We start from the raw sequence: 20658 nt of genomic DNA on the forward strand, positions 1-20658 counted from the left end.
AGTCGGTACATATGTCAGTCGACGATTATCTGGACCTTTTAAATTATGCCAAAGCAATTAACGATGGACAGTGGCAGGCTGACATCATAGAGAGTTTAAAGAATCTAAACACTGTATCGGAAGAACCCCAGGTTCAAGAAGAAAGTGTGATAGAATTATGGTCGCAGTTTGATTCCGTTAACATATTGATCATGAAGTTGTTTGAGAAGCTGCGCAAGAATGAAGATTCAGATGAAGTGTTACATTGGAATGAGCAGCTGCTGGAGCTTAAGCTGGAGCGGAGTATTTTGTCTAAGAAAATCCTTAACCGGTATATTCGAATTCGATAATTGAGATCACAATAAATAGGTAAGACTAATAATGAAGACAGTTACCTTGTTAATTTGGGGCTGTCTTTTTGCTTGTCTTGAGATAGGTTATGATAATTATGAAGAATTCTGATACAAAAATGCACTGACAGTCGTCTTACTTATAGCTGCAGCTGATAAGGAGGATTTACACGATGGAAATTCCGGAATCTGAAATTTTTAAAGCAATATTTTACGAACATTATCCTGTTGTCCGACGTAAGCTTGCCGCTTTGGTACGCGATGAATCGGCAGCGGATGATTTGGCTCAAGAAGTTTTTCTAAGATTGTACCGTAATCCACCAGATGATCCAGCAGCGCTGGGTGCCTGGCTTCATAGAGTCCTTACCCGTATTGGATATGATTATCTGGACAAAAAAGCGAGGGAACGGCGACTGCAGAATAAACAAGAGCAGCTGTATGATGCAAGTGAATCTCCGCCTTCAGGTGAAGAAATCATTCTAAGTAAGCTAGATCAGGAGGATGTACATGTCTGGCTGAATGAATTGCCTGAAAGAGACAGACAGGCGCTTCTCCTACGCTACTCAGGGTACAGCTACGTTGAAATCGCGGGAGAGCTTGGAGTAAGGCCTCCAGTAGTAGGAACCTTGCTCCACCGAGCGACAGAGAAATTAAGACAGAATGCAACGAAGGCGATACCCCAGACAAAGTAGACATTACTCAAAGTGCAGCTACGAAGTAATCTTTTTAATTCAGGAGGTACACTAATGAATAACTATTCAGGAAAGCAAGATAAAGATAAGCAAAGTACAGAGGAAGCCTGGGCCAAGCTGCAGAGCAAGTTAGAGAAAGAGCCTTATAATCCTCAATGGGCAAAATGGAGTCAAAATACGGCGACTAATACTGAGGATCCTATTTACTTTAGTCAGCCAGCAAATGTAGAGAGTGTTAACTCAGAGCCAGCACCAACTGGAGAACAGGACTTACTTGTAGCTACCCATGATAAGCAAGTAAAACACCCGCGTCGACTGCGTATGAACCGTCGTCGGAAGTTGGGAGCAGTTTTAGCAAGTGTCGCTGTTTTTGCTGTAATACTCGCGACTCCGATAGGCAATACAGCAATGGCATCCATTCTGAATCAGTTCCGTATGGAACAGGTTACGGTTGTACATGAGAATGATCTTCGAAATATTTTCACACAAGTAGCTGAAGACGGTGAGCTTAATCGATCAATTAATCAATTCGGTGAGTTTACCAACACTAACGGTGCTTATATTGGTGAGCTGCCTGCGGATCAACTGAAAGCTACCGTAGGCTATCCAGCGAAAATCGCTGCTTTAGGGGAAGGGCGTAAAACAGTTACTGTGGGTGCTTCACAAGATATCACGCTTAATCTGAAAGTTGATGAAGTGAACAAAGCCTTGAAAAAAATCGGGGCAGAACATCTGCTGCCTGAATCGATTGACGGTAAACCAATTACACTTCATATTCCGGAAATTGTGAATTACAATCTCTCATCTGATGAAACGCATTGGGCAAGTCTGTCGCAGATGAATGCGCCTGTACTTAACGTTGATCCTTCTATTAAAGTGGAAGAAGCTTTGGAAGCTGTAGTGAATTTCCCGCTGTTGCCGGATTACTTGAAGACTAGCTTAATGCAAAGCAGGGTCTTATCCGGGGAAATCCCAATGCCGTTAATCGCTGGAGAAAATACGGAGCAAATAACTGTGGGTGATACTTTAGTTATTGTTGATAATTATGAATACAGCCAGGGTCCTGTATATCAAGCTACATGGATTCAGGATGGGCAGCTATTCAATTTGTCAGGTGAGCTCTATTCGAGTAAAGAGAAGCTTATGACCAAGGTTCAGGAGTTGATTGAATCATGAGTACTGCAGCAATTGAAGCTAAGTCCCTAACCAAGGAATTTGATAACGGGCGCGGTTGTCGAGATGTAAGTATTAGTGTAGGGAAAGGGGAAGCCTTTGGCTTCCTCGGCCCTAATGGTGCAGGTAAAAGCACCTTTGTGAAAATGCTAGTAGGACTTATTCATCCATCAAGCGGTAGTGGGAGCCTATTCGGGCATAAGATTGGTTCCTTGGGAGCAAAATCACTTATCGGCTATTTGCCAGAATTGTATCGTTATCAGGAATGGCTGACGGGTGAGGAGGTTGTGAGGCTGCATGCAAGATTATGCGGAATGCAACGGTCTGTAGCAGATAAGAGGATTCCACAACTACTGGATGAGGTTGGAATTGGTAAGCGTGGACGAGATCGAGTGAAGCATTATTCTAAGGGAATGCAGCAAAGATTGGGGTTGGCTTGTGCACTTATAAATGAACCGGCTATCGTTTTTTTGGATGAGCCCTCATCGGCACTAGATCCAATTGGACGTCAGGAAGTCCGGCGTATATTACAGAACCTAAAAGAAAAAGGAGTTACGATATTTCTAAACTCTCATTTGTTAGAGGATGTTGAAGTACTTTGTGACCGAATGGCGTTACTGAATAATGGGGTTATTCTCCGGCATGGCAAAGTGTCCGAGGTGCTGAACAAGCGTATGAGCTGGCATTTTAAAGTAGGCGGCTATGCGCCTATTTTATTGTCATGGCTAAATGAGAACACAGGCTTGCAGATTCGGGTGTCTTCCCATACCGAAGAAAAGTTGATAAACGGGTTAGAAAATCTGCAATCTCTGCAATCGATAGACAGTAGTACGGTTTGGTTGGAGGCAGAGCTGGAAAGTGAAGAGCAGGTGGGGTGGTTAAATACATTAATTGTAGAACAAGGGATGACCTTATATGAAGTTTCACGCAAGAAAGAACGTCTGGAAGAGTGGTTTATGGATGCTGTATCCGGACTAAGCCACAGAGGTGAACAGGAATGAGAATTATAATGGGGATGACCTGGAAGGAATTGCTGCGTAAAAGAGTAATGGTGCTGACATTACTAATGACCGTGGTCTTTCTTATTGGGTTTTGGTTTATTGCGGGTACAATCGGACAAAGTACTATGTCTCAAGGATCGAGTATTCCTACTGGAGAAGAACTCCTTATGCGTTTTACTAATGGTTTATTTATTTTATCGTTTGGATTTTTTTTCGGGGCCTTTGTAATTGCTTTTTTAGCAATATTTAGTTCATTCTCCGCCATTTCAGGTGAGGCAGAGCAGGGTGTGATGCAAGCCTTGCTTCCAAGACCCATTCCACGCTGGAAATGGTATGCCGGTCGCTGGCTTGGTTATGTAACATTGGGGATAGGGTATGCGCTTATTTTATTTATTTCTATATTGCTAATTACTCAAGTCCATGCCGCAATTCCGAGAGATGGATTAGCGCTATTCAAATCTTTCCTGCTCTTTGCCTCTATCGTACCGTTGCTGATAACTATTTCTATGCTGGGTTCAGGATTCTTTTCGGCACTTGGGAATGGGGTATTTATGACTATGCTTTATGGTGCTGGATGGCTAGGAGGAATGATTGACAAGGTAAGCAATTCTTTACTATCTGAGCCTGCAGCGCTTAGCACTTTAAATAATATGACAGGTATAATGTCGTTACTAATGCCTGTAGATGGATTACAGCGTAGAATGACTGCTGAATTATTTAGCATTAACGAAATGAGCGGGATGTTTAATGGTTCCAGTAGTTCATTTGGGTTAGTAAATTTCGCCTCAGTCCCATCCAATACATTTATCGTATATGCGATCTTCTATACGCTACTGGCATTCTTAATCGGATTGTATCGTTTTCAACGGAAGGATTTATAGCAGTTCAATAATACATTGAAGAACTTAAAATGCCCTTTTTGTTGCCGAATTTACGGAACAAAAAGGGCTCTTCAAGTTAGTGGAGGCCGATTAATTTGTAACACCAAGCTCAATCCAGTCTGTGGACCAATTTCCAATTTCACCTAGTATAGGAGCCAACGCGGTACCTTTTGGAGTAAGGGAGTACTCAATGCGTACGGGCATTTCTGGATATACGGTTCGCTCAATAATACCTTCGATTTCCATTTCTTTTAATCGGTCAGATAACACTTTACCACTTAGATTAGACAGACAGCTTTCAATTTCGCCAAAACGACGTGGACCTGGCATAAGCACGAAAACGATCAGCGCGACCCAACGTTTACTTAGCAAGTCTACCGCTTTTTCAAAGCGAGGACACATGTTGAAATCATTCATAATATCACCTCAACATTCATTATATCATAAACTTACATAAAGTAATTATAAATATTTAAAGATATATTATAACTTGACGAAGTTATATTACAATGATAAACTTACTTACAAATAGTTACTTATATTTTAACTAATATTCGATCCTTATGTATAGCTACAGCTATACTAGATGAACATTGAGGAAGGTGTTACACATGACAAAACCAGATATTATTTCTATCCTACAAAATAAAATTACTCGTATTCCTTTAGCAAACAGTACAAATATATTGGTTGGACCGATTACTTTACCTGTGAATTTAGACGGAGAGACTGTTACCTTTAAATGGTACAACTGGCTGAACACTACAGATGCAGAGCTTCTTAAAGGGGACAGCAGTGAAGCAACCGCCGCTTTGATTTCCAAGTTACCATCCATGAGCCTTGCAGATGGACAACAATCCAGTGTGTTAGTATATGGTGATTTCGAGGGTTCCGATGAAGCATTAATTCGGATGCACAGCATTTGCCATACCGGAGATATTTTTGGAAGTAAACGTTGTGATTGTGGCTTCCAGTTGCATCAGTCCATGAAAATGATCGTAGAGCATGGCTCAGGTGCGTTATTTTATCTGGCTAACCATGAAGGCAGAGGCATTGGACTGTTCAGTAAATCTTTAGCGTATCTTTTACAAGAAGAAGGATACGATACAGTTGAGGCTAATTTGGAGTTGGGTTTTGTTGATGATTCTAGAAATTATGAAGAAGCGATTAGTGTTCTTCAACATCTACGTCATAAACCAGTCACACTAATTACGAACAATCCGAAGAAACTGGAAGCTCTTAAGGCAGCTGGAATGAACGCTGTGAAAAGAGTAGCGCTATGGGGAGATGTATCTTCGTTTAATGAGAAATACTTGCGTACCAAAGTGGCTCGTTCAGGACATTTAGAGGCAGTAAAAGATACAAATCCAATCGCAGGAAGACTGGCTAAGTAAAAATCGAGGTAGTGCTTTTGCACTTCTTCTATTATAATGGGTTACTGGAACCCAACTTTAAGCTTAGTGAGGTACAATATGACTGCTATTCAAGTACAAGACTTACGTAAAACATTCAAAGTGCAAAAAAACCGCGAAGGTCTCAAAGGGGCCTTCGCTGATTTGTTTAAAAGGGAATATACGGAAGTAACTGCGGTGAAGGATATATCCTTTTCCATTCCCGAAGGTGAGATTTGTGGTTATATCGGTGAGAACGGTGCTGGAAAATCAACTACGATCAAGATGCTCACGGGTATTCTCGTACCCACTTCAGGAAATCTTTCGGTGGGTGGTTATGTTCCTTATTTGGAGCGCGAGAAATTCGTGAAGAATATCGGTGTGGTGTTCGGGCAACGCAGCCAGCTATGGTGGGACATTGGGGTCATTGAATCCTTCCAGCTGCTGCGCAAGGTATACCGGGTATCTGAACAAGACTTCAAGAAACGGCTTGATGAATTGGTCGAACGCTTGCAGCTGCAAGAACTACTGAATCGTCCCGTTCGTAAGCTTAGTCTCGGTCAGCGGATGCGTTGTGAATTAGTAGCAGCATTGCTTCATAATCCGTCGATTGTATTTCTGGATGAACCGACCATTGGCTTAGATATTGTGGTGAAATCAGAGATCCGTGAATTTCTTAAAGATATGAACCGTGAGCATGGGACAACCATCCTGCTGACTACACATGATTTGCAAGACATTGAAGCCCTTTGTTCGCGGGTGATTATGCTTGATGATGGCCGTATCATTTATGACGGAGGACTGGAAGACCTGAAGCAACGTTGGGGAACCGGACGTGAAGTTCAATTTCAATTCGGGAATGCAACGAAACGGCAACTGCTTGAGCTTTGGACTGAAGGGATGCCGGTTACTTGGTCTGCAGAGAACGATCTTGGAGCATCGGTTTGGATACCGCTGGATATAAATGTTTCCGATGTTTTGGGACGGGTAGTAGGGAAAGCTGACATTACTGATATCAAAATTATTGAGACGAATACGGACGATATTGTTCGCAGTATTTATCAATCCGGGTCTGCGGATAAACCAGAGAAACAAGCTGCCGCTCTGAAGGATGAAAGAGAGGCTTTACATGTCTGATAAGCTTAATGCTGCAACAGCTATGTCTTCGTCCTCAGGAGGTTCGACTTCAGGTGGTCCTCCAGAGAATAGTCGGAGATTACTATTTGGGGCGTACTTGGATTTTATACGCATCCGTTTCCTTACCATGCTTGCTTATCGGATTAACTACTACTCAGGTATTCTTATCTATTCACTGAATATCGGGGTTAACTATTTCACATGGATGGCCATCTATGGGAATGGGGACTCACTTGGTGGCTTTACCGCAACGCAAATGACGTCTTATGTTGCTGTTTCTTGGATGGCTCGTGCGTTTTATTTTAATAATCTAGATCGTGAGATTTCTACGGATATACGAGACGGAAGCATCGCTATTCAGTTTATAAGGCCTTATAACTATGTCTTAGTCAAAATGATGCAAGGACTCGGAGAGGGCATGTTCCGCTTCCTCTTATTTATGATTCCCGGTATGGCTATAGCGATGTTGTTGTTCCCGGTTCAATTACCGACAGCACCATCTGCTTGGGCGGGTTTTCTTGTAATGCTCTTTTTCAGCTTTTTGATTAATTCACAGATCAATATTATTACGGGGCTCTCGGCCTTCTTTGTTGAGAATAATGAGGGCATGATGCGAATGAAGCGGGTAATTGTTGATCTGTTCTCCGGTCTGATCGTGCCGATCAGTCTGTTTCCGGACTGGCTATCTTCTATACTTAAGGTGCTGCCGTTTCAGGCGATTACTTACTTGCCGGGCTCAGTGTTTACGGGACGAGTGCAAGGGGTTGGGATTTGGAATGTACTGGGGATCCAGATCGCTTGGTTCCTGGCCTTACTGATTCCAATTGTCTGGTTATATCATGCGGCGCGGCAGCGTCTCTTCGTGCAGGGAGGTTGAGGAAACGTGTATTACCTTGGATTATTAATTGAATACATCAAGAACTATATGAAGTCCCGGCTCACCTATCGTGCAGACTTTTGGGTAGAGGTCATATCAGATTTACTTTTTCAGGCCACCAACTTTATCTTTATTCTGGTGATTTTCATGCATACGGATAGCCTAGGCGGTTGGAATCAGAACGAAGTAGTGTTCGTGTATGGATTCTTTATGGTGCCTTTTGGGGTGTTTAGTTGTTTTGTGAATCTATGGGGATTTAGTGAGCGGTACATCGTTAAAGGTGAGATGGACCGTATTCTGACACGCCCAGCGCATAATTTGTTCCAGATCTTTTTGGAAAATGTTGATCCACCAGCACTAATGGGCTCTTTCATAGGTATTATTATTATGGCCATTAGTGGCAGTAATCTGGGTCTTCCCTTTGAATGGTGGACGATACCGGCTCTGATCATTCTTACGTTAAGTGCCGTCGCCATCTATACTGGGATTTATACAACATTGACTTCATTGTCTTTCTATTCGGATGCTCCTACGGGCATTCTTCCGTTAATGTACAACATTCAAACCTATGGCCGTTATCCGGTAACGATCTACAATCGGGCTATTCAGGTACTACTCACGTGGATCATACCGTTTGCATTCGTCGGAGTCTATCCGGCAGCGCTCTTCCTACAGCGAGAAGAGATGACAAACCTTGCTCTTATGACGCCAGTTGTAGGTGCGATATTCCTTGGAATTGGTCTGTTAGCTTGGAGTTATGGCGTTAGAAGATATAAGGGAGCAGGATCTTAAGTTAAGCTAGTGTCTTGTTATGTTGGAAAGGCTACCTTTGGGTAGTCTTTTTTTTCACTCCTAATTCATCAATATGCTAAAATCATTAATAACTAGTATGGGGAGGAATCATAGATGAATGTGTTAGATATTTTACCAGCACCCGAAAACTTAAAAAAACTCATGAAAATACTTGCTTCTCTAAATATTGTCCTATGTTCAGAGGAATGGCTTCGCTATCATAGTTTTGATTCTAAATTTGATAAGAATGTTTCTCTAGCATCGATCGATAATGGCTCAGGTGATAATTTGTTTATTATTTTTGTACCTCAAGGAACGATAATTAAAGGTTTTGATCATGAATCCGAAGTAAGTCCATATGCGCACGACGAACATGAAGTTTGGCCAGGAATCTATGAAGAAGTCCCCACCTCACTGTTGTCTATTCTTGAAGATGAGGCGATAGCTAAGGATGATGTTACTTTTTGTTTTTGGCGTGAAAATAATGACTTGACGTGGAAAAAGGGGAAGGTAGAGATTCCAGCGGGGACAGAAGATGGTTCGGACTTTTTGCTAGGGACTATTTTCCGCACAGCTGAGGATTTTGTGGAATTTGCCGAAGGTTATTTTGAACTCACACTCCCCTTAGAGGTTGTTGCACAAGTTTATGAGGGTGCAGCTATTACAAAAGAGATGATCAAAGCGTTAAATCCTGAAGGTGACGTAGAGAAAATCCTTCGGGAGTTAACGGAGTTAGACTCATAGGTGCCTATTGATTTTGAACATAAGGTGGTGCGAAATGAAACTTTACATGGAAAAGCTGAATGTTGATACTGCTAGGAATATATTAAGCTGGCGATATGAACAACCTTATGATTTTTACAACAATGAACAAACGCCTGAAGCCATAAGTGAAATGCTTGCTGAATCATATTTTTCCATATTTGATGATAATAAAGAGTTAGTAGGGTTCTTCTGTACAGGAAGCTCAGCGCAGGTTCCAAATAAGTCATATACATATTCTCAGGGGTTTATAGATATTGGATTAGGGATGAGACCAGAGTTTACAGGACAGGGAAATGGGACTCTATTTTTCACAGCTGTTCTAAGTAAAATGGATTCAATGTTCGGGAAAAGCTCAAAACGTCTGACAGTGGCAAAGTTTAATGAAAGAGCGATACGTTTGTATGAGAAATTGGGATTTAGCCGGGAAACTGAATTTTTAAAAGGAAGTACTGTATTTATTGTTATGGTTAAGGTTAAAGCTTGATATCGGACCATTCTATTCTATTTGGGATAATAATTGTCGATTACTGGAAGGTGAAGAATGTTCAATAAATGAAGGGCTGCCGATAGGCAGTCCTTCATTTATTGAACGGAAGTATTTTTTAATGAGGAGCGAAAATAGGAAATAAAAACAGAATACTTTCTCTTTTTCAAAATTTTATTTACATATATCATTTTACTAAAGATACAAGTGAGAGGGATAAAACTTTACTTTACATAATTCAAGCGATCTTAATAACTCTCAAAACAATTTTGTGAGTGTGGGTTAGGTTCAAAAGTAGGAACACTTGGAGTGGAAATGTTAAAATGATACTTTTCAAAGAGGGGAGTTTGTTATATGTTTGGAATTATGGCTATTTCCGGCCTGTCTTTTCTTCTAGTGGCGATGTTTACGCCGCTGTTGATCTGGACGCTACACAGGCTGGGGTTAACGCAGCCGATTCGCTCCGAGCTACCAGCAGATCATCAGGCCAAACGTGGTACACCGCTTATGGCAGGGCTGGTCCTGCTTATCGGGATAGCGATCTCGTTACAGTTTCATCCCGGACCTCTAATGTTACTCTTATGCGTCACGTTTTTGTTGTTCAGCTCAGTCGGATTTCTGGATGATTTCAAAAAGGCTTTTTGGCAAAATCCTTCCGGCATCACCGGCCGCACTAAGCTAGTGTTGCAATTTATTTTTACTGGATCCATTTTGTATGTGTTGTTCCATTCGTTCGGCTTGACGGGCGATATTGGGTTATTTCAAGGGCAATATTTGCAATTGCCTTTGTATCTTTATGTCGGAATCATTTTGCTGTTTGTGGTGGGCTCCGCAAATGCCATCAATTTTACGGACGGTCTTGATGGGCTACTGATCAATGTGGCCATTCCGACGTATTTTTTCTTTTTTATGATTTCGGACAAACCTGAAGTGCAGACATTTTCCCTTGTCATGATCGGCTGTCTGCTTGGGCTTTTCCTTTATAATATTTATCCGGCAAGAGCTTTTATGGGCGATACAGGATCACTGGCGATCGGTGGCTCCCTCTCCATTTTAGCTGTCATTGAGAAGGTCGAGCTCTTGATTCCGATTTTGTTTTTCGTCTATTTTGCAGAGCAGTTGTCGGTCATATTACAAGTTTGGTACTATAAACGAACTAAGCTGCGGCTGTTCCGAATGGCTCCGATTCATTACCATTTCAGCTTAAAATACGGATGGAGCGAAAACAAAATCGTGATGATTTTCGGTTTTATTTCGTGGGTATCCGTACTGCTTTGCTGGTTAATTTGGAAATTTCTCATGCACTAAATAACTTTTATATTTACAAATCTATAAAAGTAGATATAATGAAACGCATGGAACCTTTAATGATATTTAAAGCTTTATCTAACGAGACACGTAGTCAAATTATGATGTGGTTAAAAACTCCAGAGGAATTCTTTGATGAAAAGCCTTATTTACAACAAGGCCTGAGTTTTCGAATTGGTATATGCGTGGGAGATATTCAAGCTAAAGCGGGACTTGCACAGTCTGTTATCTCGAGTTACTTGTTGACTATGCAAAAAGCTGGTTTGTTGGAATCTGAGCGGATTGGGAAGTGGACGTATTATCGTCGGAATGAGAAGACAATTCAGGAGTTTTCCGAGTATATTAAACAGAAACTATAAATGAGAGGAGGGAAGATTTTTTTTGATAATTCATATCTACAAATCTATATATGTGAATATAAATGGAGGATTGTTTTAAAAATGAAAAAGATTAACCCGTTGCTTATCATTATTCTGGCTTTAGGTGTATTTGGTATTATCACTACGGAAATGGGGATTATAGGTGTTCTACCACAGATAACTCATAAATTTAATATAACGACTTCACAGACTGGATGGCTTGTAAGTATATTTGCTTTAGTCGTTGCCATTTCTGGTCCATTTCTAACATTACTGGCTTCTGGTATTAATCGTAAAGTTATTCTATTAACGGCTGTACTTATTTTTGCGATTTCAAACATTGTGTATGCTTATACGACCATGTTTGAAGTAATGCTTATTTTCCGTATTATTGCAGCTATATTTCATCCCGTCTTTTTTTCAGTTGCTCTTGTGACCGCTGCTCAATTTGTCCCACCAGAAAAGAGTACTAAGGCTGTTACAAAGGTTTTCGCCGGAATCACAGTCGGGTTTGCTTTCGGTGTGCCTTTGACTTCTTATCTCGCAGACAAAATATCGTTAGAAGTTGCTTTCCTGTTTGGTGCTGTTGTAAGTATAATTGCCTTTTTAGGGATACTCGCTTGGCTTCCTTCCATGCCTGTTAAAGAAAAAATGTCTTATGGCAAGCAGCTTGGTATATTACGCAAACCCTTATTATGGTTAAATATAGTGACAGTTATTTTTATCTTTGCAGCGATGTTTTCTGTATATAGTTACTTTGCTGAGTATCTTGGTCAAGTAACACATATGAATGGGTCATGGATTAGTATCATGTTAATGGCCTTTGGTATAGTCATGATTTTTGGGAATTTTTTATTTGGGGGCCTTTTACATAAAAGCATTCCAAAGACCGTCATCATGTTTCCTCTGCTTTATGCGGTAACTTACTTCTTCGTTTATTTTCTAGGATCTTATTTCATTCCAATGGTTATTATCATAATTATTTGGGGGGTAGTGCATTCCGGCGGACTCATTATCAGTCAATCATGGTTAACGACCGAGACGAAAGAAGCTCCCGAATTCGGTAATAGCTTGTTTATTTCATTCTCCAATCTTGGAATTACAATAGGTACTTCTATCGGTGGTTGGTTTATTTCTCGCTTAGGTATACATGAACTCATTTGGATTGGCATTATTTTTTCCCTGCTTGCTTTCTTATCGATCATAATCAAAATAAAAATTTCCAACTTAAACGTAGCAGAAGCTAAGCTGGGTGGTTAATGGAGATTATAATTTGAAAAAAACAGCGACAGCCATGTATCTTATTTTTCTGGTGCATAGTTGTCGTTGTTTTCTATATTAAGTAATACAAACTTGTGTTTTTCACGGTTTTGCTTTATTTTAATTAGACCCCATGAAGCTATTACATATGTATAAGAAAGAGGTTTATCCATGAGTAAAACGTATCTATTAAAAATCTGCTTAGCCATCACCCTCATACTCGGAACAGCTACCGCTTGCACTTTCACCGTGCAGTCTACTCCAGATCAAGCTCCATCTATAACAACAAGTCCTAGCCCTAAATCTGATGCTACCGCAAAGAATACAGTAGAGGACAATAGACGTTTACTAGATGCTAAGGTAACACGGGTAGTTGATGGTGACACCATGAAGCTGACGATCGACGGTAAAAAAGAAACTATTCGATTGTTACTAGTTGATACTCCTGAATCCGTTAATCCGAATATTCCTGAGCCACAACCATTTTCGATAGAAGCCTCTGATTATGCCAAAAAGATGCTTACCAATAAAGATGTGCAAATTGAACTGGATGTATCAGAACGAGATAAATATGGTCGTCTACTCTGTTATCTCTATATCGATGGCAAAATGTTTAATGAGCTTCTGCTAGAGCAGGGTTATGCACGTGTGGCATATGTATTTGCACCTAATACGAAATACGTAGATCAATTTAGAGCTATTCAGGATAAAGCAAGAGAGCAGGGAATCGGCGTCTGGAGTATTGAAAATTACGCGCAAAACAATGGTTTTCATGTTCCAAATACGAAATAAACATCTAGTAATCAAGATTCATAGAGCTACCATGAGGTAGCTTTTTTTATATTAGGTAGAACATGCACGGAATGGATGGATTTGACAAGGTGATTCTTTAAATGTGATACTCTAGTAGTTGGTATTAGTATCAGGTTACAAATCGAGGAGGATTGCCCTTATGAAATACTTCATTATTACAGGAGCTTCAAGAGGAATTGGAGAGTCAATAGCAGAGCAACTAGTCTCTCCTGATCACTATCTGTTTTGTATCTCACGTGAAAGAAATGAGAGTTTAGTAAGCAAAAGTAGTAATATAACCTATTATGAATTTGATTTGAATCACATTCATCTGATTGAATCTCTGATGGGAAGTATTTTCAATTCTATTAACGTGTCAAAAGCGGAGGGAATCTACCTTATTAATAACGCTTCAATGATTGCTCCTGTCTCATTTATTGATGCAGCTAGGGTTGATGAAATAACGGGAAATATAAATGTGAATTTATTAGCTCCTATTATACTAACCTCAATGTTTATAAAGCATACGAATGGTCATCTAATCGACAAAAGAATCTTAAATATATCATCCTCTTCTGCTAAGAATCATCATCCTGGCATGAGTTTGTATTCAGCAGCAAAAGCTGGGCTAGATGTTTTTTCACAGTGTGTGGGACTAGAACAAAATCACTCCAAAACACCAGTTGGAATTGTATCGATCTGGCCAGGAATGATTGATACCAATCTGCAAAGAGAGGCTAGAAGCCAGGATAAATCAACATTTCCATCGGCAGAGATATTTGAGGTAGTTAAGGAAACTGGGATGCTCACAACAGCACAGGAAACAGCACAACAAATCATTGAGTTTTTGTTTAAACCTAATTTTGAACACGGTGCAGTTGTGGATATTTATGATTATTCAAAACTTCAACAGCATTTAAGTATATCAATAGACTAAAATAACTTCTTTCCGGAGTGTATTGTGCGAGATATAGATTACAGCAATTATTATTGGTAGGATGATGATCGGATCTGGACTTACTGAAGATGAATTTCTGGAAAAGAACAAAAAAATATAAGCCATTAAGGAGAGAGGGTGATGTTTGATGAGTAATTATATTATGGAGCTAAGAAAACAGGTAGGTACCAGGCCGCTTATTATGGCAGGAGCCTGTGTTTTGTTGTGTAGCGAACAGCAATTACTCTTACAACGTAGAACAGACAACGGTTGCTGGGGATTGCCAGGTGGCTCGATGGAGCTTGGGGAGACTTTGGAAGAGGTTGCTAAAAGGGAACTTTTTGAGGAGACAGGTTTACAAGCCAGAGGACTTGAATTGTTTGACATGTTCTCTGGACAAGAACTTTATTACAAATATCCAAACGGTGATGAAGTATATAATGTAGTAGCCGCTTATCTAAGTACGGAATTTGACGGTGCGCTTAAAGAAGATGGAATTGAAGTACAAGAAGTCCGTTTTTTTAATTATGGAGAATTGCCTAGCGAGTTGTCACCTCCTGATGTTCCAGTCATTAAGAGATTTATGGATCATTTTATGAAGTAAGACCACATCTCACTTAAAGTGTCACCTTTCCCAGCGGTCAATAATACGATGAATTATGAACCATGACATTAGCCCGGAAAGGTGTGCGATTATGAACGGAACAATCCTGAATTTCTTTGCTGGCGGCAATACGGCTCACGGCTTTTACAATCTCTATGAGTCGTCATTGCAAAGTTTAACACGTCTGTTTGTATTAAAAGGAGGTCCCGGAACGGGGCAGACCAAGCTGATTGCAGAAATCGGAGAGCAGTTTAATCAACAAGGCTATGAGATTTGGTTCATCCACACTGCATCAGATAACGATTCATTCGACGGTGTGATTATTCCTAAATTAAATATAGGAATTGTGGATGGAGCTGCTCCGCGTGTAATTAACCCTGATCTTCCTGAAGAGACTATCGTGTTCGTGGATTTGGAGCAAGCGGTTGATCTGTTTCAGTTAAGCCAGCACAAGTTGGAAATCGATAAATTAGTTGCAGCAATCAGCCAAGAGCATGATTTTGCTTACGCTGGTTTTGCTGAAGCCCTTCGCATTCATGACGAATGGGAAGCGATATATATCGCGACAATGAATTTTCAAGCAGCTGATGAGCTGACACAAGAGTATATTAAGCTTTTGTATGATGATCAGAAATCTGAACATTCCAGCCGGATAGATCATCGTTTTTTAGGGGCGGCGACGCCTAAGGGGGCAGTGGATTTTGTTCCTAATCTAACCGCAGGATTAAAAAGATATTTGGTTAAAGGACGTGCGGGCTCCGGAAAATCTACACTGTTGAAAAAAATAGCGGCTGAAGGCATCAAGCGTGGCTACGATGTTGAAATTTACCACTGTGGCTTCGATCCAAATAGCCTTGATATGATTATTGTGCGTGAGCTTGGATTTGCTATTTTTGATAGCACGGCTCCACATGAGTATTATCCAGATCGTGTCACTGATGAGATTGTCGATATGTATTCGCGTTGTATACAACCTGGTACAGATGAAGAATTCTCCGAAGCTATAGCCGGCATTAAAGAACGGTACTCCAGCACCATGAAACAGTCCACACAGCATCTGACAGACGCAAAGGTATTCCTTGATGCGTTAAAGCAAATTTATGCTTCTACCGTGAACATTAATCGATTAGATCAGATTAGATCGCAGATCGTACAGGAAATTAACGAGATTGTTGAAAGTCCACTGGAGGTATAAAGCTTCATTAAAGATCGTTCTCTTAGAGGGCGGTCTTTTTTATGAGAATAGAAATTGGTATGGTACATACGCACCCATGCGGTCATTTTCACTGGATCGGTATCCAAGTATGCTCTCTCTAGGACAACGATAAGGGAGAGAGAAACTTATGAATGATCAGAAAGAACTGTTTAGAACAGGGCTTAAAGATTCCGTCGCAATCGTTGCAGGATTTATCCCTGCATGCTTTACGTTTGGATTGGTCGGTAAGGGGTTAGGTCTCGGTAGTCTGGAGGTATTCTTATTGTCAGCGCTAGTATTTGCGGGGGCTAGTCAATTTATAGGTGTAAAAATGCTTGCCGCAGGAGCAGCCGCTCCAGTCATTTTACTGCTTACGCTGATCATTAACCTAAGATATTTGTTTATCAGCTTATCCTTTGGAGGGCAGTTGAATCGTAATATTAGCTATCTTGCGCGAACCTGGATTGGCTTTAGTTTAACAGAAGAGGTATACGCAGTTAGTATGCTCACTCGAGAGAAAGCAAACCCTAAATCAGTGAATGAAAAAACTAACCAACCCCTAGAGCTTCCTTATTTGCTGGGCTTACAAATCCCTCCCTATGTCGCTAACCTGATAGCTACGGCTTCAGGGATAACCCTTGCTTCCTATATTCCAGCTTTTTATTTACCGGCGCTAAACACTTCATTATACGCCTTGCTGATTGCACTTGTTGTACCTCAATTGAAAGGCAGCTTACCGAATATGGCTATATGTATATCAGCTGCAGGATCATCATGGCTGCTACACCCCTTGCTGGGAAACTCTTCGATCCTTGTAGCTATGATAATCGGCATGGTAGTGGGCACCTTGTTTAGAGTGCGAGTTCAAGCGGAGAAAGGGGTATCCCTATGACTATCTTAATCATTGTGGGTATGGCTGTTATAACATTTTTATTTCGTTTTGTGCCTTTGCTACTTACAAATCATTCGAATGGACCCTCCAAAGTTCAAGCGTTGCTGGAGTATTTGCCTATAGCAGTTCTTAGTGCCCTAACGGTACCTGGAATCATTCAGGTAGACCCAGATGTTAATCTTGTGGGTATCGCATCAGGGACTGTCGCTGTTATACTGGTATTAATTAGAAAAATTCCGCTGCTCCTCGTGATTCTAGGCTCTGTTTCCGCAGCACTACTCGTAAAAATGCTTACCCTTTATTTTTGAACAAAAGTCGGGACAGAAGGGGAGGACCTCTTATGAAGCATGATTTGCTGATCACAATCGATAAAGAACGACAGATTCCGTTTAGCCGTCAAATTTACGAGCAAGTTCGAAATGCTATCCATTCAGGAGCTTTAAGCGGGGGTGACCCCCTGCCTCCGTCTAGAACTTTAGCTAATCAGCTTGGCGTATCCAGAAGCGTGATCCTTCAATCCTATGAGCTGCTACAGGCAGAAGGGTATCTGGAGATGAGAAAAGGAGCGGGAACGTTTATTGCGGAGTTGACGTTGGAAGAGAAAGTGACAAAGGTTTATGAGAACCCTTACAATTTTGTAACGAAGGGACCTGATTTCCTTGCGCTTAACCCTCCGTCTACTAGAGAAGTGGATCATTTGAATCCGGTGTTTTGCGATTTTCGACATGGTGTTCCTGCTTGGGACGCGTTTCCTATGGATCAATGGCAAAAGGCCCTTATGAATGCTTGCCGCCGCGCTTCACCGGATACGTTAGGTTATGGTCCTGCGGAGGGTTCACTGGGATTGCGTCGAGAGATTGCACGTTTATTACGTTCCACACGGTCTATGCCCGTTGTTCCGGAACAAATTGTGATTACGTCTGGGGCTACGCAAGCGCTCGATATTTTATCGAGGATATTCTTGTTTAAAGGTGACCATGTCATTGTTGAAGATCCATCACATAGCGTTGTACGTGAAATTTTTTCTTTTGCTGGGGTAGAGGTCTTACCTGTTAAGGTAGATCAAGATGGCATCTGTGTAGAACAATTCCAAACAAACAGTGATAACGATCAAGATGGTAATCTTAAAAAAACGCCAAAGCTAGTCTATGTTACTCCTTCTCACCAGTTCCCTTCAGGGACAACGCTGTCTTTGAAGCGAAGAGTTCAGTTGTTGGATTGGGCGAAAGCGAATCATGCTTTTATTATTGAAGACGATTATGACAGTGAATATAGGTACGAGGGTCCGAAATTATCCGCGCTTGCTGGTCTAGATACTGAGGGGCGAGTTATTTATGTAGGCAGTTTTAGTAAAGTATTATTTCCTTCTCTGCGGATAGGTTATGTTGTGTTGCCTCCGACTTTGCTTCAGCCTTTTTTAGCTGTTAAATGGATTACAGATCGAATGTCTTCTGCTCTGGACCAGGAAGCGTTAGCAGAATTTATTCAGAATGGTCACTATGCAAGGCATGTTACGCAGATGGGAAAGCTGTATGCCTCACGCAGAGCCTGTCTCGTAAACAGTTTGAATACTGAATTTGGAAGTCGTGTGCGATATTATGGCGAGGAAGCCGGACTGCATTTATTGATAGAGTTGGAGTCGAATGCCGAGGAGAATCGCATTGCTGAAGTGGCGCTACGGTACGGTGTTCGCGTATATCCTGCATCTTCTTATTTTCTGGAGAGCAAACCTAAGGGCCCAGTGTTTCTACTAGGCTATTCCAATCTCACCGAGAATCAGATTAAGATGGGTGTGAACAGACTGATGTTAGCCGAAATAGAAGCGACAGTTAGTAGAAGTCATTTGTAATAGAAATGTTGGAACTTTATCATATAACTTGTATGTTTACTCTATAGTTTCAGCCTTCAGGCATTCATAATGAAAGGGTAAGTTATTTCTAATTCTGGAGGTTCTTATGAAACGATATATTATTGGGATTGATCTCGGTGGAACGAATATCAAAGCAGGAATATACGACACCGATTTTATAGCTGTAAAAGAAATATCTACACCTACTGAGGCAGCTAAAGGGCCATCACATGTACTGGGACGGATTAGAGAAGCTGTACGTCTGATTACTGTTGAAGCAAATATTTCATTTGATTTAGTAGTAAGTATGGGAATCGGAGTGCCCGGATTATTAGATCCGGTTGCTGGAGTTTCTTTTTTCTCGCCGAATTTTCCGGATTGGGAGCATGTACATGTTGTTGACGAGATGAGTGCGTTCTATGACTTTCCTGTTTTTATTGATAATGATGTGAGGGTTAATCTTTATGGAGAATGGCTGCAAGGCGCAGGTAGAGGTTACAACAATCTGGTTCTGATTACCTTGGGAACAGGATTAGGATCGGGTATCGTGAACGACGGAAAAGTAATCTACGGTACGGCCTACAGCGCTGGTGAAATCGGACATATGAATATGTACAGAAACGGACGTCCCTGCAAATGCGGGAGCTCGGGTTGCCTAGGTAGATATGTCTCCGCTATTGGCATGGTGAATACGTTTAAAGAGAAGCTAAAGGAAGGCCGAACCAGTATGATTCAGACGTGGACGAATGCTCAGGAAGAGCTAATTACCGCGTTAATGATATCTGAAGCTTACGAACTCGGAGACGCCCTCTCCATTGAGGTTATGCAGGAGACCGGCACTATCCTTGGATTTGGATTAGCAAATGTGGTGAATATTCTCAATCCTGATCTAATTATTGTAGGTGGAGGGATGGCTGCTGCGGGCGATAAATTGCTCCAACCTGTAAGAGAAACAGTAAGTCAGCATGCATTGAAGCTATCCAGCAGTAAGTGTAAAATTGTTCAAGCAGAGCTTGGGAATCGGGCGGGTACTATTGGTGCCGCCTCTTATGCCTATAGTAAGCTTCAGTTATTTTGACATAAATTGGAACCAGACTGAGCCGCCCGGAATACAACAGTAATACAATCCGTGGAGGTGCTGTTATGTTTGCAGTCATGCAATTAATAGGTGGAGTGATCCTGTCTTTAGGTTGGATTCCTCAGATTGTTCAGATCTTGAAATCCAAATCCGTAGCCGATTTAAACTTAAAGTCGTATTTGCTAATGCTGCTCGGGATTAGTCTAATGGAAGCTTACGCGATCAGTTTGGCGGTTACGGGAGTAGGTTTAGCTTTTCTAATTACAAATACGATGTCCCTATGTGTTGTGCTGCTGGTTATTATTCTAGTGATTAAATATCGAACAAGAACATGAATGAAGTTAAGAAGGAAGGAAACGGAATGAAATACAGTTATCGAAAAGCAGTATCTACAGACTATGCCACAATATGTGCTTTTCCTAAAGATTCAACGGAAGTGTTCTTTATGTCGCCCAAGCTGGAATATCCACTTACCTCTGAACAATTAGAGCAGGCTGCACAAGGCCGGGATAAGCAAACAGTGATTCTAAATGAACACGACCAAGTCATCGGATACGCCAATTTATATTACCAACAAGAACAAGAGTTGTACTGGCTAGGGAATGTTATTATTTCACCCGATTATAGAGGTAAAGGAGCCGCGGAGTATTTGATCCATACCATGCTGGCTGCTGCTAAAGAGGACTTACAGCTTCATGAGTTACATCTAGTTTGTCATAATGTAAATACCAAAGGGATGTTATTATATTCCAGGTTAGGATTTAAGCCATATGAGATTGTCAAAAGAACCGGTCCACAGGAAACAACCATCGCCGGAATCTTTATGAAAATAGAACTAACTTAAATTAGTAAATGCGGAGGT

25 protein-coding genes are annotated in these 20658 nt (G+C 41.1%); 24 read left to right on the forward strand and 1 reads right to left on the reverse strand.

Features of this window, described 5'->3' with window-relative positions:
• The first annotated feature begins 11 nt into the window (after positions 1 to 11).
• The 5 genes from NST74_RS13335 (at position 12) to NST74_RS13355 (ending at position 4076) form a co-directional block, all read left to right on the forward strand.
• On the forward strand, positions 12 to 329 hold the full coding sequence (locus NST74_RS13335) for a hypothetical protein (RefSeq protein WP_042127267.1): 318 nt from the start codon (positions 12 to 14) through the stop codon (positions 327 to 329).
• Positions 330 to 502: 173 nt separating this feature from the next.
• Positions 503 to 1021: a sigma-70 family RNA polymerase sigma factor gene (locus tag NST74_RS13340; RefSeq protein ID WP_042127269.1), complete on the forward strand. Its 519-nt coding sequence runs from the start codon at positions 503 to 505 to the stop codon at positions 1019 to 1021.
• A 54-nt stretch (positions 1022 to 1075) separates the two neighbouring features.
• Entirely contained in the window at positions 1076 to 2197 is a 1122-nt protein-coding gene (locus NST74_RS13345; RefSeq protein ID WP_341112468.1) for a hypothetical protein, read from the forward strand.
• Positions 2194 to 3195, forward strand: a complete 1002-nt coding sequence (locus tag NST74_RS13350; protein ID WP_341112470.1) for an ABC transporter ATP-binding protein — start codon at positions 2194 to 2196, stop codon at positions 3193 to 3195. Before NST74_RS13345 ends, NST74_RS13350 begins: the two co-directional genes overlap by 4 nt.
• Positions 3192 to 4076 (forward strand): ABC transporter permease subunit, encoded by an 885-nt coding sequence (locus tag NST74_RS13355; RefSeq protein WP_341112472.1) that lies wholly within the window; start codon positions 3192 to 3194, stop codon positions 4074 to 4076. Before NST74_RS13350 ends, NST74_RS13355 begins: the two co-directional genes overlap by 4 nt.
• Before the next feature lie 90 nt (positions 4077 to 4166).
• Here NST74_RS13355 and NST74_RS13360 read toward each other — a convergent pair whose 3' ends face one another.
• Positions 4167 to 4493 carry a winged helix-turn-helix transcriptional regulator gene (locus NST74_RS13360; protein WP_042127276.1) on the reverse strand — a complete coding sequence of 109 codons (327 nt, stop codon included), beginning with the start codon at positions 4491 to 4493 and terminating at the stop codon, positions 4167 to 4169.
• A gap of 194 nt (positions 4494 to 4687) precedes the next feature.
• Between NST74_RS13360 and NST74_RS13365 the strand changes: the two genes are divergently transcribed.
• The 19 genes from NST74_RS13365 to NST74_RS13455 all read left to right on the forward strand — a co-directional run bounded on the left by NST74_RS13365 (position 4688) and on the right by NST74_RS13455 (position 20640).
• The gene (locus tag NST74_RS13365; protein ID WP_341112473.1) at positions 4688 to 5470 is read left to right on the forward strand and encodes a GTP cyclohydrolase II; all 783 of its coding nucleotides are present in this window, start codon (positions 4688 to 4690) and stop codon (positions 5468 to 5470) included.
• A gap of 78 nt (positions 5471 to 5548) precedes the next feature.
• On the forward strand, positions 5549 to 6604 hold the full coding sequence (locus tag NST74_RS13370; RefSeq protein WP_042127279.1) for an ABC transporter ATP-binding protein: 1056 nt from the start codon (positions 5549 to 5551) through the stop codon (positions 6602 to 6604).
• A 127-nt stretch (positions 6605 to 6731) separates the two neighbouring features.
• Entirely contained in the window at positions 6732 to 7481 is a 750-nt protein-coding gene (locus NST74_RS13375) for an ABC transporter permease (protein ID WP_341115886.1), read from the forward strand.
• Between the two features lie 48 nt (positions 7482 to 7529).
• Entirely contained in the window at positions 7530 to 8273 is a 744-nt protein-coding gene (locus NST74_RS13380; RefSeq protein WP_339291346.1) for an ABC transporter permease, read from the forward strand.
• A 114-nt stretch (positions 8274 to 8387) separates the two neighbouring features.
• Positions 8388 to 9017 (forward strand): hypothetical protein, encoded by a 630-nt coding sequence (locus tag NST74_RS13385; RefSeq protein ID WP_339290846.1) that lies wholly within the window; start codon positions 8388 to 8390, stop codon positions 9015 to 9017.
• A gap of 34 nt (positions 9018 to 9051) precedes the next feature.
• Positions 9052 to 9522 (forward strand): GNAT family N-acetyltransferase, encoded by a 471-nt coding sequence (locus tag NST74_RS13390; protein WP_341112475.1) that lies wholly within the window; start codon positions 9052 to 9054, stop codon positions 9520 to 9522.
• A 354-nt stretch (positions 9523 to 9876) separates the two neighbouring features.
• Positions 9877 to 10830, forward strand: a complete 954-nt coding sequence (mraY, locus tag NST74_RS13395) for a phospho-N-acetylmuramoyl-pentapeptide-transferase (RefSeq protein ID WP_341112477.1) — start codon at positions 9877 to 9879, stop codon at positions 10828 to 10830.
• A gap of 47 nt (positions 10831 to 10877) precedes the next feature.
• Positions 10878 to 11189 carry an ArsR/SmtB family transcription factor gene (locus NST74_RS13400; RefSeq protein ID WP_042132144.1) on the forward strand — a complete coding sequence of 104 codons (312 nt, stop codon included), beginning with the start codon at positions 10878 to 10880 and terminating at the stop codon, positions 11187 to 11189.
• Positions 11190 to 11270: 81 nt separating this feature from the next.
• Positions 11271 to 12449 carry an MFS transporter gene (locus NST74_RS13405; protein ID WP_341112478.1) on the forward strand — a complete coding sequence of 393 codons (1179 nt, stop codon included), beginning with the start codon at positions 11271 to 11273 and terminating at the stop codon, positions 12447 to 12449.
• Between the two features lie 171 nt (positions 12450 to 12620).
• Positions 12621 to 13241, forward strand: coding sequence for a thermonuclease family protein (locus NST74_RS13410; RefSeq protein ID WP_341112479.1), 621 nt, complete (start codon positions 12621 to 12623; stop codon positions 13239 to 13241).
• Between the two features lie 160 nt (positions 13242 to 13401).
• The gene (locus NST74_RS13415) at positions 13402 to 14178 is read left to right on the forward strand and encodes a (S)-benzoin forming benzil reductase (protein WP_341112480.1); all 777 of its coding nucleotides are present in this window, start codon (positions 13402 to 13404) and stop codon (positions 14176 to 14178) included.
• A 148-nt stretch (positions 14179 to 14326) separates the two neighbouring features.
• Positions 14327 to 14782, forward strand: a complete 456-nt coding sequence (locus tag NST74_RS13420) for an NUDIX hydrolase (RefSeq protein WP_341112483.1) — start codon at positions 14327 to 14329, stop codon at positions 14780 to 14782.
• Positions 14783 to 14873: 91 nt separating this feature from the next.
• A complete protein-coding gene (locus NST74_RS13425) occupies positions 14874 to 15977 on the forward strand; it encodes a PRK06851 family protein (RefSeq protein ID WP_341112484.1) in 1104 nt (367 codons plus the stop codon).
• Positions 15978 to 16125: 148 nt separating this feature from the next.
• Entirely contained in the window at positions 16126 to 16869 is a 744-nt protein-coding gene (locus tag NST74_RS13430) for an AzlC family ABC transporter permease (RefSeq protein WP_341112485.1), read from the forward strand.
• On the forward strand, positions 16866 to 17177 hold the full coding sequence (locus NST74_RS13435; protein WP_339290859.1) for an AzlD domain-containing protein: 312 nt from the start codon (positions 16866 to 16868) through the stop codon (positions 17175 to 17177). Before NST74_RS13430 ends, NST74_RS13435 begins: the two co-directional genes overlap by 4 nt.
• 32 nt (positions 17178 to 17209) lie before the next feature.
• Entirely contained in the window at positions 17210 to 18718 is a 1509-nt protein-coding gene (gene pdxR, locus NST74_RS13440; RefSeq protein WP_341112489.1) for a MocR-like pyridoxine biosynthesis transcription factor PdxR, read from the forward strand.
• Between the two features lie 106 nt (positions 18719 to 18824).
• Positions 18825 to 19796 carry an ROK family protein gene (locus NST74_RS13445; protein ID WP_341112492.1) on the forward strand — a complete coding sequence of 324 codons (972 nt, stop codon included), beginning with the start codon at positions 18825 to 18827 and terminating at the stop codon, positions 19794 to 19796.
• A 65-nt stretch (positions 19797 to 19861) separates the two neighbouring features.
• Positions 19862 to 20131, forward strand: coding sequence for a PQ-loop domain-containing transporter (locus tag NST74_RS13450; protein ID WP_042127303.1), 270 nt, complete (start codon positions 19862 to 19864; stop codon positions 20129 to 20131).
• The gene (locus NST74_RS13455; RefSeq protein ID WP_341112494.1) at positions 20128 to 20640 is read left to right on the forward strand and encodes a GNAT family N-acetyltransferase; all 513 of its coding nucleotides are present in this window, start codon (positions 20128 to 20130) and stop codon (positions 20638 to 20640) included. The genes NST74_RS13450 and NST74_RS13455 overlap by 4 nt, the downstream gene beginning before the upstream one ends.
• The last annotated feature ends 18 nt before the right edge of the window (positions 20641 to 20658 follow it).

The organism is Paenibacillus sp. FSL F4-0125, assembly GCF_038008565.1.
Taxonomy (GTDB): Bacteria; Bacillota; Bacilli; order Paenibacillales; family Paenibacillaceae; genus Paenibacillus_AQ.

What these genes read in the sequence shown, in the direction of transcription:
- NST74_RS13335 (WP_042127267.1), top strand. Translation starts at nt 12, where the DNA reads ATGTCAGTCGACGATTATCTGGACCTTTTAAATTATGCCAAAGCAATT.
- NST74_RS13340 (WP_042127269.1), top strand. Translation starts at nt 503, where the DNA reads ATGGAAATTCCGGAATCTGAAATTTTTAAAGCAATATTTTACGAACAT.
- NST74_RS13345 (WP_341112468.1), top strand. Translation starts at nt 1,076, where the DNA reads ATGAATAACTATTCAGGAAAGCAAGATAAAGATAAGCAAAGTACAGAG.
- NST74_RS13350 (WP_341112470.1), top strand. Translation starts at nt 2,194, where the DNA reads ATGAGTACTGCAGCAATTGAAGCTAAGTCCCTAACCAAGGAATTTGAT.
- NST74_RS13355 (WP_341112472.1), top strand. Translation starts at nt 3,192, where the DNA reads ATGAGAATTATAATGGGGATGACCTGGAAGGAATTGCTGCGTAAAAGA.
- NST74_RS13360 (WP_042127276.1), bottom strand. Translation starts at nt 4,493, where the DNA reads ATGAATGATTTCAACATGTGTCCTCGCTTTGAAAAAGCGGTAGACTTG.
- NST74_RS13365 (WP_341112473.1), top strand. Translation starts at nt 4,688, where the DNA reads ATGACAAAACCAGATATTATTTCTATCCTACAAAATAAAATTACTCGT.
- NST74_RS13370 (WP_042127279.1), top strand. Translation starts at nt 5,549, where the DNA reads ATGACTGCTATTCAAGTACAAGACTTACGTAAAACATTCAAAGTGCAA.
- NST74_RS13375 (WP_341115886.1), top strand. Translation starts at nt 6,732, where the DNA reads ATGCTTGCTTATCGGATTAACTACTACTCAGGTATTCTTATCTATTCA.
- NST74_RS13380 (WP_339291346.1), top strand. Translation starts at nt 7,530, where the DNA reads ATGAAGTCCCGGCTCACCTATCGTGCAGACTTTTGGGTAGAGGTCATA.
- NST74_RS13385 (WP_339290846.1), top strand. Translation starts at nt 8,388, where the DNA reads ATGAATGTGTTAGATATTTTACCAGCACCCGAAAACTTAAAAAAACTC.
- NST74_RS13390 (WP_341112475.1), top strand. Translation starts at nt 9,052, where the DNA reads ATGAAACTTTACATGGAAAAGCTGAATGTTGATACTGCTAGGAATATA.
- mraY (WP_341112477.1), top strand. Translation starts at nt 9,877, where the DNA reads ATGTTTGGAATTATGGCTATTTCCGGCCTGTCTTTTCTTCTAGTGGCG.
- NST74_RS13400 (WP_042132144.1), top strand. Translation starts at nt 10,878, where the DNA reads ATGGAACCTTTAATGATATTTAAAGCTTTATCTAACGAGACACGTAGT.
- NST74_RS13405 (WP_341112478.1), top strand. Translation starts at nt 11,271, where the DNA reads ATGAAAAAGATTAACCCGTTGCTTATCATTATTCTGGCTTTAGGTGTA.
- NST74_RS13410 (WP_341112479.1), top strand. Translation starts at nt 12,621, where the DNA reads ATGAGTAAAACGTATCTATTAAAAATCTGCTTAGCCATCACCCTCATA.
- NST74_RS13415 (WP_341112480.1), top strand. Translation starts at nt 13,402, where the DNA reads ATGAAATACTTCATTATTACAGGAGCTTCAAGAGGAATTGGAGAGTCA.
- NST74_RS13420 (WP_341112483.1), top strand. Translation starts at nt 14,327, where the DNA reads ATGAGTAATTATATTATGGAGCTAAGAAAACAGGTAGGTACCAGGCCG.
- NST74_RS13425 (WP_341112484.1), top strand. Translation starts at nt 14,874, where the DNA reads ATGAACGGAACAATCCTGAATTTCTTTGCTGGCGGCAATACGGCTCAC.
- NST74_RS13430 (WP_341112485.1), top strand. Translation starts at nt 16,126, where the DNA reads ATGAATGATCAGAAAGAACTGTTTAGAACAGGGCTTAAAGATTCCGTC.
- NST74_RS13435 (WP_339290859.1), top strand. Translation starts at nt 16,866, where the DNA reads ATGACTATCTTAATCATTGTGGGTATGGCTGTTATAACATTTTTATTT.
- pdxR (WP_341112489.1), top strand. Translation starts at nt 17,210, where the DNA reads ATGAAGCATGATTTGCTGATCACAATCGATAAAGAACGACAGATTCCG.
- NST74_RS13445 (WP_341112492.1), top strand. Translation starts at nt 18,825, where the DNA reads ATGAAACGATATATTATTGGGATTGATCTCGGTGGAACGAATATCAAA.
- NST74_RS13450 (WP_042127303.1), top strand. Translation starts at nt 19,862, where the DNA reads ATGTTTGCAGTCATGCAATTAATAGGTGGAGTGATCCTGTCTTTAGGT.
- NST74_RS13455 (WP_341112494.1), top strand. Translation starts at nt 20,128, where the DNA reads ATGAATGAAGTTAAGAAGGAAGGAAACGGAATGAAATACAGTTATCGA.